This is a genomic window from Streptomyces sp. NPDC091376 (genome assembly GCF_044757085.1).
GTDB classification, from domain to species: domain Bacteria; phylum Actinomycetota; class Actinomycetes; order Streptomycetales; family Streptomycetaceae; genus Streptomyces; species Streptomyces pratisoli.
This window is the reverse complement of record NZ_JBIVUF010000001.1, coordinates 577,832-589,839: the sequence shown is the minus strand read 5'-3', so window position 1 is coordinate 589,839 and position 12,008 is coordinate 577,832. Positions and strand designations below refer to the sequence as shown.

Genomic DNA, 12,008 nt, shown 5'->3' with positions numbered 1-12,008 from the left:
CGTCACCTGCCGGGGGTCGTGGGGGGCGGCGTCGGCGCACCGGACACGGGCGGCTGCGCGGGCGGCGGCGCGGGGGCGCCCGACGCGGGCGGCGGCGCGGGGGCGCCGGACGCGGGCGGCGGCGCGGGACGCCGAACGGCGGACGGGTCGGCGGTCGCCCTCTTCGGCACGCCGCGGACCGTGCCGTCCGGCCCGAGGAAGGCGGGGCCGCCACCGGGCACCATGCCGAGCTCCCGGGCCCGCCGCTCCAGCGCGTCGGGAGCGGAACGGCCGTCCACGTCCCGCTGGAGCGCCTGCTCCTGGTCGGTGAGTTCGGTGGTCTTCTTCCTGAGCTCGCTCAGCTTGAAGGAACCCTCGTTGAGGGAGGTGTTGAGCAGCAGCAGGGTGATCAGTCCGCCGCCGAGCAGCACGACGACGAGCAGGACGAAGGGGGTACGGGCTGCGGTGCTCGGTCCGGACGGCATGAACCGTGCGAGCCGCGCGGCGCGTCCCCTGAGCTGTCCGGCGGCCTTCCTCACCGCTCGCCCTCCCTCTCCGCGGCTGCTGTCACCGATCGCTCTCCCTCGCCGCGGCCGTCGTCACCGCACGTCCTCCCGGATCCGCTCGGCGCCGCGCAGTCGCGCGGGCGCGGCCCGGCGGTTCTCGGCGACCTCTTCCTCCGTGGGGAGTTCGGCGCCGCGGGTCAGGAGTTTCAGCCGCGGCTGGTAACGCTCGGGGACGACGGGCAGTCCGGGCGGTGCCGTGTTCGCGGCGCCTTCCGCGAAGACCTGCTTGACCAGCCGGTCCTCCAGCGAGTGGTACGACAGGACCGCGATCCGGCCACCGACGGCGAGGGCCTTGACCGCCGCCGGGACGGCGCGTTCCAGGACCGTCAGCTCACCGTTGACCTCGATGCGCAGGGCCTGGAAGGTGCGCTTGGCGGGGTTTCCGCCGGTGCGCTTCGCCGCCTGCGGGAGCGCGTCACGGATCAGTTCGACGAGCCGGGCGCTGTTGGAGAAGGGCTCCTTGTCCCGCTCCCGTACGACCGCCGCCACGATCCGCTTGGCCTGCTTTTCCTCGCCGTAGGCGCGCAGGATCCGCACCAGCTCACCGGGCGGGTAGGTGTTGAGGACCTCGGCGGCGCTGACCCCCGTCGTCTGGTCCATGCGCATGTCGAGCGGCGCGTCCTGGGCGTAGGCGAAACCGCGGTCGGCCTCGTCGAGCTGCATGGAGGAGACACCGAGGTCGAAGAGGACGCCCTGAACGGCGGGGATGCCGAGCCGGTCGAGAACGTCGGGCAGCTCGTCGTAGACGGCGTGCACGAGGGTGGCGCGGTCACCGAAGGGAGCGAGCCGCTCGCCGGACAGCCGCAGCGCCTCCTTGTCCCGGTCGAGCGCGACGAGCCGTACCCCGGGGAACCTGGTGAGCAGCGCCTCGCTGTGTCCACCGAGGCCGAGGGTGCAGTCGACGACCACGGGTCCCCGGCCTTCGGCGGGGCCGGTCCCGGGCTGCTCCAGGGCGGGCGCCAGCAGGTCCAGGCACCGCTGGAGCATCACCGGGACGTGTCGCTGGCTCAATGCGCCCTCTCAGGTCCGGCGCGGGCGGTGGCCGGGCCGGACGTTCGTTTGCCGCACGCGCGGGAGATCGCGAAATGTGCAGGATGTGTCCGTGAACTGCGCGTCACTTTAGTCCACTGGTCGTGCCGGTCAATCAACCGGCTGGCGCGTCGCACCGGCGGCCGTCGCGGGTTCCGCGGACCGAACGACTCACCCGAACGGACCCCGCCCGTTCCCGCCTGTGGGTTAGCTCACAACAAGCCTCGTTGACGTTCTTTGTCCGCTCTCACAGCGGGCTCGGCGGGCTGGTGACCATTACCGTCGTAGGCATGTCGACCTCCGCGCACCTCCCCGCCGAACCCGCCGCCTCCAACGGAACCGTCACCGAGCGGCTCATCGAAGCGAACCAGCGCTACGCGTCGAAGTTCACCGACCCCGGGATGGACGCCCGGCCGGTGCTCCAGGTCGCCGTGGTGGCCTGCATGGACGCCCGGCTCGACCTGCACGCGGCGCTGGGCCTGGAACTCGGCGACTGCCACACCATCCGCAACGCGGGCGGGGTGGTCACCGACGACGTGATCCGCTCCCTGACCATCAGCCAGCGCGCGCTCGGCACCCGCAGCGTCATCCTCATCCACCACACCGGCTGCGGCCTGGAGAGCCTGACCGAGGACTTCCGGCACGAGATCGAGGACGAGGTGGGGCAGCGGCCGGCCTGGGCGGTCGAGGCGTTCCGCGATGTCGACCAGGACGTGCGGCAGTCGATGCAGCGCGTGCGAACCTCGCCGTTCCTGCTGCACACCGAAGACGTCCGCGGCTTCGTCTTCGACGTCACCACGGGCCTTCTGCGGGAGATCGACCCGGCCGTCTGAACCGGTCGCACGACGCGGCACGGGGTCGCGTGAGGGCGGTGCGGGGCGGCGTGGGGCGGATCACAGCTCTCCGTGAGCAGCCAAACACGGCAACTTCCGACATATGGCACCCACTTATCCACAGGCGAGTGACACGAAGCGGTAACGCCAACAAGAATGCGGGTGTGACACCTCCGCGGAACCGACCGCGGACGGTGTCCATGTTTCGGAGTGGGCCGTGCCGTAAGCAGCGCACCGGTCCATGGAACGGGCCGAGGAGGGCCGGGTGACGACCTATGACGATCGAGCGAGCCTCACAGATCTGACCACCACAGCGGAGCGTGTCCGCAGGTCGGTGGAGGGTGTGATCGAGGGCAAGCCTGAGGTCGTACGGCTCTCGCTGACCGTGCTGCTCGCCGAGGGACATCTGCTCATCGAAGATGTTCCGGGCGTCGGCAAGACGATGCTGGCCAAGGCGCTGGCGCGATCCATCGACTGCTCGGTCCGGCGTATCCAGTTCACGCCCGACCTGCTGCCCTCGGACATCACGGGCGTGTCGATCTACGACCAGCAGCGGAGGGACTTCGAGTTCAAGCCGGGCGCGATCTTCGCGCAGATCGTGATCGGCGACGAGATCAACCGCGCGTCGCCGAAGACGCAGTCCGCGCTGCTGGAGTCCATGGAGGAGCGGCAGGTCACCATCGACGGGCAGACGTACGAACTGCCCAGCCCCTTCATGGTGGTGGCCACGCAGAACCCGGTGGAGATGGAGGGCACGTATCCGCTGCCCGAGGCGCAGCGCGACCGCTTCATGGCCCGGGTGTCGATGGGTTATCCGACGCCGGAGGCCGAGCTGCAGATGCTCGACGTGCACGGCTCGGTGTCGCCGCTCGACGACCTGCAGCCCGCGGCGCACGCCCATGACATCGTGAAGCTGATCGACGCGGTGCGCACGGTCCATGTCGCCGAGTCCGTGCGGCGGTACGCGGTGGAGCTGGTCTCCGCCACGCGCAACCACGCGGACCTCAGGCTGGGTGCCTCGCCGCGCGCCACTCTGCATCTGCTGCGGGCCGCGAAGGCCTCGGCCGCGCTGTCCGGCCGGGACTACGCGCTGCCGGACGATGTGCAGTCGCTCGCGGGGCCGGTGCTCGCGCACCGGCTGCTGCCCACGGCCCAGGCCCAGCTGAACCGCCGTACCGCCGAGCAGGTCGTGCTGGAGATCGTCCAGCGCACGCCCGTACCCACCTCGGGCAACGACAGCGGATACGGCACGGCGCCCCGCCAGGTGCCCGGCAGCCCGGCCTACGGCCAGCAGCGGCCCGGCGCCCGGCGGCTCTGATGGCGGCCGGGAGCCCTGCCGCCGGCGGTGAGGACAAGGGCGGTCTGCGGGCGGCTCTCGGCGGCCTGACCACGCGCGGCCGCTCCTTCCTGGCTGCCGGTGTGGCCGCGGCGGTGTGCGCCGTGGTGCTGGGGCAGAGCGATCTGCTCCGGGTCGGGCTGCTGCTCGCCGTGCTGCCGCTGATCTGTGTGGCCGTGCTGTACCGCACGCGCTACCGGGTGGCGGGCAGCCGCCGGCTGTTCCCGTCCCGGGCACCGGCCGGGTCCGAGGCCCGGGTGCATCTGCGGATGGACAACGTCTCGCGGATGCCCACGGGTCTGCTGATGCTCCAGGACCACGTGCCGTACGTGCTGGGGCCGCGGCCCCGCTTCGTGCTGGACCGGGTGGAGCCGGGCGGCCGCCGGGAGGTGTCGTACCGGGTCCGCTCGGATCTGCGCGGGCGGTATCCGCTCGGCCCGCTGCAGCTGCGGCTCAGCGACCCGTTCGGCATGTGCGAACTGACCCGCTCCTTCAGCGCGTACGACACGCTGACCGTCATCCCGCGGACCGAGCCGCTGCCGCCGGTGCGGCTGTCCGGCGAGGCCATGGGGTACGGCGACGGACGGCAGCGCTCGCTGGCCCTGGCCGGTGACGACGACATCATTCCCCGGACCTACCGGCACGGGGACGATCTGCGCCGGGTCCACTGGCGTTCCACCGCGCGCTACGGCGAGCTGATGGTGCGCCGCGAGGAGCAGCCGCAGCGGGCGCGATGCACGGTCCTGCTGGACACCCGCCGTGCCGCCTACCAGGGCGCGGGCCCCGACTCGGCCTTCGAGTGGGCGGTGTCGGGCGCGGCCTCCGTGCTGGTGCACATGCTGGAGCGGGGTTTCTCGGCGCGCCTGCTGACGGACACCGGGACCTCGGTGCCGGGCGACGGCGGGGACGGTTTCGCCGGAGCCACCCAGGAGTCCGCGGAGTCGGCCGGGCTGATGCTGGACGCCCTCGCGGTCGTGGACCACTCGGACGGCGCGGGCCTGGCGCGCGCCTACGACGTGCTGCGCGGCGGTAACGAAGGGCTGCTGGTCGCCTTCTTCGGCGACATGGACGAGGAGCAGACGGTGGTGGCGGCCCGGATGCGGCAGCGCAGCGGCGGCGCCGTCGCGTTCGTCCTGGACAGCGGTGTGTGGGTGACGGGCGGAGCGGTGGACGACGTGGTCGAGGGGCGGCTGCGCCGGCTGCGCGAGGCCGGATGGACGGCGGTGCCCGTCCGGCCCGGGGCCGCGCTGCCCGAGCTGTGGCAGCAGGCAGCACGCGAACGGACCGGGTCCGTCGCCGGTACGACGGTTGCTTCCGGGGGATGGTCATGAGCGGTCGCGGAAGGCTCGCCCTGTGCGGCTATGCCGCCACGCTGATGGCGGCGGGCGCCATGATCCCGCTGGTCGATCCGTGGGTGTGGCTGCTGCAGGCCGCGGTCCTGCTGGCGCTGGTCGCCGGGGCCGGTGCCCTGGCGCGCCGGGTGCCCCTGGCGCGGCCGCTGACGGTGGCGGCGCAGGCGGTGCTGGCCCTGCTGATGCTCACGCTGGTCTTCGCCCGGGAGCAGGCGGTGATCGGACTGCTGCCGGGGCCCGAGGCCTTCGCCCGGTTCGGCGAGCTGCTGTCCACGGGCTCCCAGGACGTCGGCCGGTACGCGATCCCGGCGCCGGCGACCGACGGCATCAAGCTGATGCTGATCGGCGGAGTGCTGCTGATCGGCCTGTCGGTGGACGCCCTCGCGGTGACGTACCGCAGCGCCGCTCCCGCGGGTCTGCCGCTGCTCGCGCTGTACTCGGTGGCCGCCGGGCTGTCCGGCGGCGGGTCCGGCTGGTGGTGGTTCCTGCCGGCGGCCTCGGGCTATCTGCTGCTTCTGCTGGCCGAGGGCCGGGACCGGCTGTCCCAGTGGGGCCGGGTCTTCGGCGGCGCGCCCCCGCGCGGGGCGGCCGGCTTCGAGCCGGGGGGCGGAGCCGCCCGTGCGCCGCTGCGCACCGGCCGGCGGATCGGTGCGGCCGCTCTCGGCGTCGCCCTGGCCGCCCACGCCGCGTTCCCGGCGCTGGGCAGCGGGCTGCTGGGAGAGGACGGCGGCGGTTCGGGTACGGGCACGGGCGGCGGCACGATCAACGCGGTCAACCCGGTGGTGACGCTGCAGGACAGCCTCAACCAGCCCGAGAGCCGCGAGTGGCTGAAGTACAAGACCAACGCGGACGCCACCGGCGACATGTATCTGCGGATCATGGCGCTGGACCAGTTCGACGGCGGGGCGTGGAAGTTCTCGGTGCGCAAGGTCACGGACATCCCGGAGCGGCTCCCCCAGCCGGAGGGCCTGGGCAGCGGTGTCGGCACGACGGAGATCAGGACGAACATCTCCGCCGCCGGTGCCTACAAGCAGGGCTGGCTGCCGATGCCGTACCCGGCGACGAACGTGGCCGTGGACGGGAACTGGCGCTTCGACCCGGCCCGGCGGACCATCGTCGGCGACCGCGGGCAGACGACGGGCGGGCTGCAGTACTCGGTCACGAGCCTGCAGGTGAAGCCCACCGCGGAGCAGCTCGCCGGAGCACCAAAGGCGCCCGCGTCGGTGCTCGAGGAGTACACGAAGGTGCCCGATGCCCTGCCGGCCGATGTGCCGGCCACCGCGCTCCAGGTGACGAAGGGCGCGACGAACGACTACGAGCGGGCGGTGAAACTCCAGGACTGGTTCGCCGTGAACGGCGGTTTCACCTACGACACCCAGGTGGAGTCGGGCGGCGGCGCCCAGGCGATCTCCCGCTTCCTCAAGAACAAGGAAGGGTTCTGCATCCACTTCTCGTTCTCCATGGCCGCGATGGCGCGGACGCTGGGGATACCGGCGCGGGTCGCCGTGGGCTTCACGCCCGGTTCGCCCGCGGCGGGCGGAGCGATGTCGGTCAGCAACCAGGACGCCCACGCCTGGCCGGAGTTGTACTTCGAGGGTGTGGGGTGGACCAGGTTCGAGCCGACACCGACGCGGGGCAGCGCGCCCGACTACACCCGTGCGAGCACTCCGTCGGGCGGTCCGTCCAGCCCCGCCGAGCCGGAGGCGAGCGCGTCCGTGGCCGTGCCGGTCGCCCCGTCGCGGTCTGCCGACTGCTCACCGCAGGAGCAGCGGCTCGGCGAGTGCGGAGCACAGGCGCCGAAGGACGTGTCGATGGCCGGCGGCTCAGGGCCGTCACTGCGCAGCGTCCTGCTGTGGATCGCGGTGGGCGCCGGTGTGCTGCTCGTACCGCTGCTGCCGATGCTGTGGCGGCTGCGGGTGAGAGCCGTCCGGCTGGGTTCCGACGGGCGTACGCCCGAGGAGGCCGCCGCCCGGACGCTGACGACCTGGCTGGAGATCGGCGACACGGCGTGGGACCACGGCATCCTGCCGGACGAGTCGCTGTCGCCGCGCAGGGCGGCCGCCCGCATCGTGCGGCTCGGCCGCCTGGAGGGCGAGCCCGCGGACTCGGTCCACCGGGTGGCCCACGCGGTGGAGCAGGTCCTGTACGCGCCGCGTCCGCTGCCCGGGACCGGTCTGGCCGAGGACGCCGGACGGATCCGGGCGGGCCTGTCCGCCCGGGCGGGCCGCGGTGCCCGGCTGCGGGCGCTGTTCCTGCCGCGCTCGGCCGTGCGCGTCGTGTGGGCGTCCTCGGAGCAATGGAGCACGCTGACGGACCGTGGGACCGCCGCCCGTCGCCGGATCACGGACCGCTGGCTCGCGCAGTTGCGCAGGCGGTCGCAGCAGCGCGGCTGAGGGGCGGTACGGCCGTAGGGGCCGGGCGGGACACGGTCCTGCCCGGCCGGCCCGTTTCGGGGTCGGCCCGGGTGCCTGAACGTGAGGTCACGCGATATGGGTGAGACCCCGATACGGGTGAGGTCACGCGATACGGGTGAGGCCTCGGTTCGGGTGGGGTCACGCGATACGGGTGAGGGGTGACCGCGTCTGCGGTCACCCCTCACCCGTATGAGAGTGCTTGGTCGGCGAAGGTCACAAAGGGCTCAGTGGCCCTGCTCGTCGCGGCGACGCTGCCACCGCTGCTCGATCCGGTTCATCATTGACCGGCGCTGCTTGGGCTGTCGGCTCGTGGCCTGAGCCCCAGGGCTTTGCTCACCCGGCTTGGGCGCCTTGCGCCAGCCGGTGACCGCCAGGACCGCACAGCCGAGCATGACGAGAAAACCCACCACGCTGATCCAGATCTGCTGGGCGACCATTCCGGCCATGAGGAGCGCGATACCCACCAGGAAGCCGGCGACCGCCTGGTAGACCCGTCGCCGGGTGTACGTACGCAGCCCGCTTCCCTCAAGCGCTGTCGCGAACTTGGGATCTTCGGCGTACAGCGCTCGCTCCATCTGCTCGAGCATTCGCTGCTCGTGCTCCGAGAGCGGCACGGAGTCCTCCTAGTCGTCGGTCGCTGGGGGCGACCGGTATGCGGCCCTTTCAGGATAGGCAGGGAATCGCCCCCGTGAAACCCGCCCGCTGCCCGATTGCCCTTCGGGGCCGCCATGCCGGATCGACTGCTGAGGCGTAGATTCCCCAACCGCCTGTCCGTCATGCCGGATGGTGTCCCCCGATCATACGGGGCGGACGCCCCGAGCGGGCGTCCTGTGACGTACTCCGTCTGCCGCTGCGTCGCTGATCAGCGGTGCGGCGGCGGTACGAGGCCGGTGGCTCAGCCGTGCTTCTCGCCCAGTACGTGGAGCTGTGTCGCGATCGCATGGAACGCGGGCAGCTCGGCGGCGGCCTCCTCCAGCTGCAGCAGGGCGTCCAGAGCGCCCGGCTCGGTGTCCACGAGGACGCCCGGAACGAGGTCGGCGAAGACCCTGACGCCGTGCACGGAGCGGATCTCCAGACCCGCGCCGGCGGCCAGTTCGGTGAGCTGCTCGGCGGTGAAGCGGTGCGGCACCGGGTCGCCCTCGCCCCAGCGGCCTGCCGGGTCGCCGAGCGCCTGCCGGGCCTCGGTGAAGTGCCCGGCCAGGGCCCTGGCGAGCACGGCGCCGCCGAGCCCGGCGGCGAGCAGGCTGAGAGCCCCTCCCGGACGCAGTGCCTCCACCGCGTTGCGCACGCCCTCGGCGGGGTCCTCGACGTACTCGAGCACGCCATGGACCAGCACGGCGTCGAAGCCGCCACGCTCCACGACCTCGAACAGGCCGTGCACATCCCCCTGGACTCCGCGCACCCGGTCGGCGACCCCGGCCTCGGCGGCCCGGCGCTCCAGCGCGAACAGCGCGTTGGGGCTGGGGTCGACCACGGTGACGCGGTGGCCGAGGCTGGCGGCGGGCACCGCGAAGTGACCGGAGCCGCCGCCGGTGTCGAGGACGTCCAGCGAGTCCCGCCCGGTCGCCTTGACCCGCCGGTCGAGCGCGTCCTTGAGGACGTCCTGGACCACGGCGGTCCGGAGGGAGGCGCGGGAAGGGGTCTCCCCACGGCGAAGCCGTACGGGGGGCTTCTGGTCCGACACGGCAGTTGACTCCTCGGCGCGGTGCCGCCCCTGCTGACGGGGCGTGAACGGTGCAGGCTCGCTCCACCCTATTGCCTCCGCCCGGCGTCCCCGTCATCCCACGGCATCCCCCGTCCCCGGCTGCTCGGGCCTGGGCTGCGGCAGGACCGGCTGGAGCACCAGCAGCCGCTCCACCAGGCGCAGGAACATGGCCGCGTCGCGGATCAGATCGTCGGCGTCACGGCTGCCGGCAGCCCCCTGGATACCCGCCTCGGCGCGTGCCCTGCGCACGGCGCCGGAGGCGAAGAGCGCGCTCCACTCGGTGAGCTCCGGGGCGATCTCGGGGAGCACCTCCCAGGCGGACCGTATGCGTGCCCGGCGGCGCGGGCTGGTCTCGGGCCGGCCTCGGGCGGCGAGTACGGCCGCCGCGGTGCGCAGCGCGGCGAGATGGGCGGTGGCATACCGCTCGTTGGGCGTTTCCAGGGTGGCGGCCTCTTCGAGGCCCGCCCGCGCCTGGCCGAGCAGATCGAGTGCGGCGGGCGGCGCGGAGGACCGCCGCAGCACGGGGTGGACATCGCTCGCGGGACCGGTCAGTGAGGGGGCAGGGCCGCCTGCGCGGAGCCGGCGTGCTGCAGCGGCGTACGAGCTGGCCATGACGAACCTCCTGTCGTCGGGTGACGGCATTCCGGCCGTCTGTGTCCATCCTGGGTGCCACCACTGACAATCCGCCCTGACCTGGGCATTTCTCGAGGTGAGGTGGTGACTGCGGTGCGGGGCTAAGGTGAATCGAGGAGCACGGCGCAGTACGTGGAACCCCCTCGGAGGGGTCATGCGCGGACAGCACGGTGACCCGCCCGACAGTGCCCAGACCCTTCTCGTCACCCTCGGGCGTCTCGTCGACCAGGCCCTGGAGCGGATCAGGATCCAGCGGGCCAGGGCCGAGCTGGCCACGGCCCTGCAGCGTCACATGCTCCCGCCCGAGCTGCCGGAGCTGCCGGGTCTGCGCGTCGCGGCCCGGTACTCGCCCTCCAGGGACGGGCTGGACGTGGGTGGCGACTGGTACGACGCGTTCGTGATGTCGGACGGGTCTCTCGGGCTCTCGATCGGTGACGTGCAGGGCCATGACGTGGAGGCCGTCGCGTTCATGGGGCAGGTCCGCACCAGCCTCCGGGCCCTCGCCGAGGCCACGAGCGATCCCAGGGAGGTGCTGGGCCGCGCCAACAACCTGCTCATCTCGATGGGCTGCGGCTTGTTCGCCACCTGCTGCTTCATACGCTTCGACCCCGTGACACGCGATCTCCACGTGTCCCGTGCCGGTCATGTCCCGATGATCTGGGCGACCGCCGGCGGTGGCTACGGGGTCGCATTGGACCGCGGTGGCCCTCCGCTGGGCATCGTGTCCGGCGAACAGTATCCGGTGACGCACCGGCGGCTGACGGAGGCAGGGGTGCTGGTCCTGCTCACCGACGGGGTCGTGGAGGGGCCCACCTACCCGATGGAGGCGGGCCTCGCCGAGGTGGCCAAGCTGGTGCGGGCGGGTTTCGACGCCGATCCCGACCTGCTGGCCTCGGCCGTGATCAAGGTGGCCGATCTGACCGGTCACCGCGACGACGCCGCGGTCCTCGTCGCCCGCTACGACGGGCCCGCGCACGGGGCCCCGTCGTGAGGTCCGCCGTGCGCGACCCCGCCGCCCGACCGAACCGCCCGAGTCGCCCTGCTCCCGCCGACGACGGAGACTGCTGTGGTGCGCGATGAGGAGATCCGGCGTTACGGCTCGGTGGCGCTGCGAATCCTCGCCGTGGCCGCCGTCTACTACGGCTCCGCCGAGTTCGGACTGCTCCAGCAGCTGGTGCGCGGTCAGGTCACTCCCCTGTGGCCGCCGACGGGGGTGGCCCTGGCCGGTCTGCTGTTCTTCGGCCTGAAGGTCTGGCCGGGCATCGCCCTGGGCGCCTTCCTGGTGAACGTGTCCATCGGTCCGTCGGTGTTCCCGGTGCTCGCCATCGCCGCCGGGAACACGGCGGCGCCGGTCTGTGCGTACCTGCTGCTGCGGCGTGCCGGGTTCCGGGAGGAGCTGGACCGGCTCCGGGACGGGCTGGCACTGATCTTCCTCGGCGCACTGGCCGGCATGCTGATCAGCGCGACCGTGGGCACCGGGGTGCTGCTGCTCGCCGGCGCGCTGGCTCCCGGCGGCTTCTGGCCGGCGTGGTCGGTGTGGTGGACGGGCGACGCGATGGGGGTGCTCGTGGTCACCCCGTTCCTGCTCGTGCTGCGCAGGGTCCGGTGGCCCCGTGGCGTGCGGCCGGGCCGCTGGGCGGAGGCGGTGGCGCTCGCGGTGTGCACGCTCCTCGCCACGCTCCTGGCGACCGCCACGGGCAGTTCGTCGCTGCTGTTCCTGGTGTTCCCGTTCCTGATCTGGGCGGCGTTCCGGTTCCAGCTGGCGGGGGCGGCGCCGTGCGCGCTCGGGGTGTCGACGCTGACGATCTACGCCGCGACCCGGGAGGCGGGGCCCTTCGCGGGCCGGGACCTGTTCTCCAACATGGTCACGTTGCAGGCGTTCAACGGCACGACCGCGCTGACCGCGCTGCTGCTCGCGGCCGTCATCACCGAGCGGAACCAGACGCATGAGGAGATCAGGCGCGTCTGCGCGCGGCTGGCGGAGATGGTGGCGGGCATCGAGCCGCGCGACCGCTGACCGCCGGCCTCCCCGGTCTCCGGCCTCCCTCGGCCTCCCCGGCCTCCGAACCACTCCTTGTCGCTGCCCACCCCGGCCGTCGGCTTTCCCGGCACAGCCAACCCCGGCCGCTGACCCCGGTTTTGCGTCCTTCACGGGTTCGGA

Annotated in this window: 11 protein-coding genes; 6 read left to right on the top strand and 5 right to left on the bottom strand. The window is 72.7% G+C overall.

The annotated features are described in order from the left end of the window. Positions 1–2: 2 nt before the first annotated feature. Both ACIQMR_RS02605 and rsmH read right to left on the bottom strand, forming a co-directional pair. Positions 3–518 (bottom strand): septum formation initiator family protein, encoded by a 516-nt coding sequence (locus tag ACIQMR_RS02605; RefSeq protein ID WP_401381975.1) that lies wholly within the window; start codon positions 516–518, stop codon positions 3–5. Positions 519–578: 60 nt separating this feature from the next. Continuing rightward, positions 579–1,556 carry a 16S rRNA (cytosine(1402)-N(4))-methyltransferase RsmH gene (gene rsmH, locus ACIQMR_RS02600; protein WP_401381973.1) on the bottom strand — a complete coding sequence of 326 codons (978 nt, stop codon included), beginning with the start codon at positions 1,554–1,556 and terminating at the stop codon, positions 579–581. Positions 1,557–1,864: 308 nt separating this feature from the next. On the opposite strand from rsmH, the gene ACIQMR_RS02595 reads away from it, so the two are divergent. From ACIQMR_RS02595 to ACIQMR_RS02580, 4 genes are all read left to right on the top strand, one after another. Continuing rightward, entirely contained in the window at positions 1,865–2,407 is a 543-nt protein-coding gene (locus tag ACIQMR_RS02595) for a beta-class carbonic anhydrase (RefSeq protein WP_401381971.1), read from the top strand. A gap of 265 nt (positions 2,408–2,672) precedes the next feature. Beyond that, positions 2,673–3,725: an AAA family ATPase gene (locus tag ACIQMR_RS02590; protein WP_401381968.1), complete on the top strand. Its 1,053-nt coding sequence runs from the start codon at positions 2,673–2,675 to the stop codon at positions 3,723–3,725. Beyond that, a complete protein-coding gene (locus ACIQMR_RS02585; RefSeq protein WP_401381966.1) occupies positions 3,725–5,074 on the top strand; it encodes a DUF58 domain-containing protein in 1,350 nt (449 codons plus the stop codon). Before ACIQMR_RS02590 ends, ACIQMR_RS02585 begins: the two co-directional genes overlap by 1 nt. Then, the gene (locus ACIQMR_RS02580) at positions 5,071–7,488 is read left to right on the top strand and encodes a transglutaminaseTgpA domain-containing protein (RefSeq protein WP_401381963.1); all 2,418 of its coding nucleotides are present in this window, start codon (positions 5,071–5,073) and stop codon (positions 7,486–7,488) included. The genes ACIQMR_RS02585 and ACIQMR_RS02580 overlap by 4 nt, the downstream gene beginning before the upstream one ends. A 245-nt stretch (positions 7,489–7,733) precedes the next feature. On the opposite strand, the gene ACIQMR_RS02575 is transcribed toward ACIQMR_RS02580, so the two are convergent. The 3 genes from ACIQMR_RS02575 to ACIQMR_RS02565 form a co-directional block, all read right to left on the bottom strand. Continuing rightward, on the bottom strand, positions 7,734–8,123 hold the full coding sequence (locus ACIQMR_RS02575) for a DUF3040 domain-containing protein (protein WP_266374841.1): 390 nt from the start codon (positions 8,121–8,123) through the stop codon (positions 7,734–7,736). Positions 8,124–8,404: 281 nt separating this feature from the next. Then, positions 8,405–9,193 (bottom strand): methyltransferase, encoded by a 789-nt coding sequence (locus ACIQMR_RS02570; protein WP_401381961.1) that lies wholly within the window; start codon positions 9,191–9,193, stop codon positions 8,405–8,407. A gap of 93 nt (positions 9,194–9,286) precedes the next feature. Beyond that, complete coding sequence (locus tag ACIQMR_RS02565; protein ID WP_266374839.1) at positions 9,287–9,826, bottom strand: SAV_6107 family HEPN domain-containing protein; 540 nt, start codon at positions 9,824–9,826, stop codon at positions 9,287–9,289. Between the two features lie 175 nt (positions 9,827–10,001). Between ACIQMR_RS02565 and ACIQMR_RS02560 the strand changes: the two genes are divergently transcribed. Next, a complete protein-coding gene (locus tag ACIQMR_RS02560) occupies positions 10,002–10,838 on the top strand; it encodes a PP2C family protein-serine/threonine phosphatase (RefSeq protein ID WP_401381958.1) in 837 nt (278 codons plus the stop codon). A 78-nt stretch (positions 10,839–10,916) separates the two neighbouring features. Then, positions 10,917–11,864, top strand: coding sequence for an MASE1 domain-containing protein (locus ACIQMR_RS02555; RefSeq protein WP_401382671.1), 948 nt, complete (start codon positions 10,917–10,919; stop codon positions 11,862–11,864). Positions 11,865–12,008 lie beyond the last annotated feature (144 nt).

Coding starts and splice junctions, on each gene's coding strand:
- ACIQMR_RS02595 (WP_401381971.1), top strand. CDS start 1,865: ATGTCGACCTCCGCGCACCTCCCCGCCGAACCCGCCGCCTCCAACGGA.
- ACIQMR_RS02585 (WP_401381966.1), top strand. CDS start 3,725: ATGGCGGCCGGGAGCCCTGCCGCCGGCGGTGAGGACAAGGGCGGTCTG.
- ACIQMR_RS02580 (WP_401381963.1), top strand. CDS start 5,071: ATGAGCGGTCGCGGAAGGCTCGCCCTGTGCGGCTATGCCGCCACGCTG.
- ACIQMR_RS02565 (WP_266374839.1), bottom strand. CDS start 9,826: ATGGCCAGCTCGTACGCCGCTGCAGCACGCCGGCTCCGCGCAGGCGGC.
- ACIQMR_RS02560 (WP_401381958.1), top strand. CDS start 10,002: ATGCGCGGACAGCACGGTGACCCGCCCGACAGTGCCCAGACCCTTCTC.